Source organism: Tsukamurella pseudospumae (assembly GCF_001575195.1).
In the GTDB taxonomy this organism is placed as follows: domain Bacteria; phylum Actinomycetota; class Actinomycetes; order Mycobacteriales; family Mycobacteriaceae; genus Tsukamurella; species Tsukamurella pseudospumae.
Map to the genome: position 1 here is coordinate 1 of NZ_LSRF01000111.1, position 354 is coordinate 354.

The window sequence follows — 354 nt, forward strand, 5'->3', positions numbered from 1 at the left end:
CACGAGCGTGAAGCCGGACTCGCGCTGCGCAACGGGTCGAAGGCCGGCCGACAGCACGCCGTCGACTGGTACGTCGAGCACGGGCGCGTACACGCCGGCAACGACGTCGCGATGGCGCACGACGCACTCCGCGGCTTCCTCGGCGACGTCGACGCCGGGAAGGACTCGCTTCTCATCAGCGATACGTGGGCGGTCTCCGACGCGCTCAACGCGCAAGTCCAGCACGCCCTCGGCCAACAGCGCGCCGGCGAGGACTACAAGCGCACGCTCCCGTCGACGACCGTCGCGCGCGAGCACACCGTGTACCTCGGCGACACGATCATGACCCGTTCCAACATCGGCCCTCGCGACGTC

General features: G+C 69.8%; 1 protein-coding gene. It reads left to right on the forward strand.

The features are described from left to right. Window positions 1–111 precede the first annotated feature (111 nt). Window positions 112–354, forward strand: a 243-nt coding sequence (locus tag AXK60_RS27305) for a hypothetical protein (RefSeq protein WP_217491805.1), incomplete at its 3' end; no start/stop codon positions are given.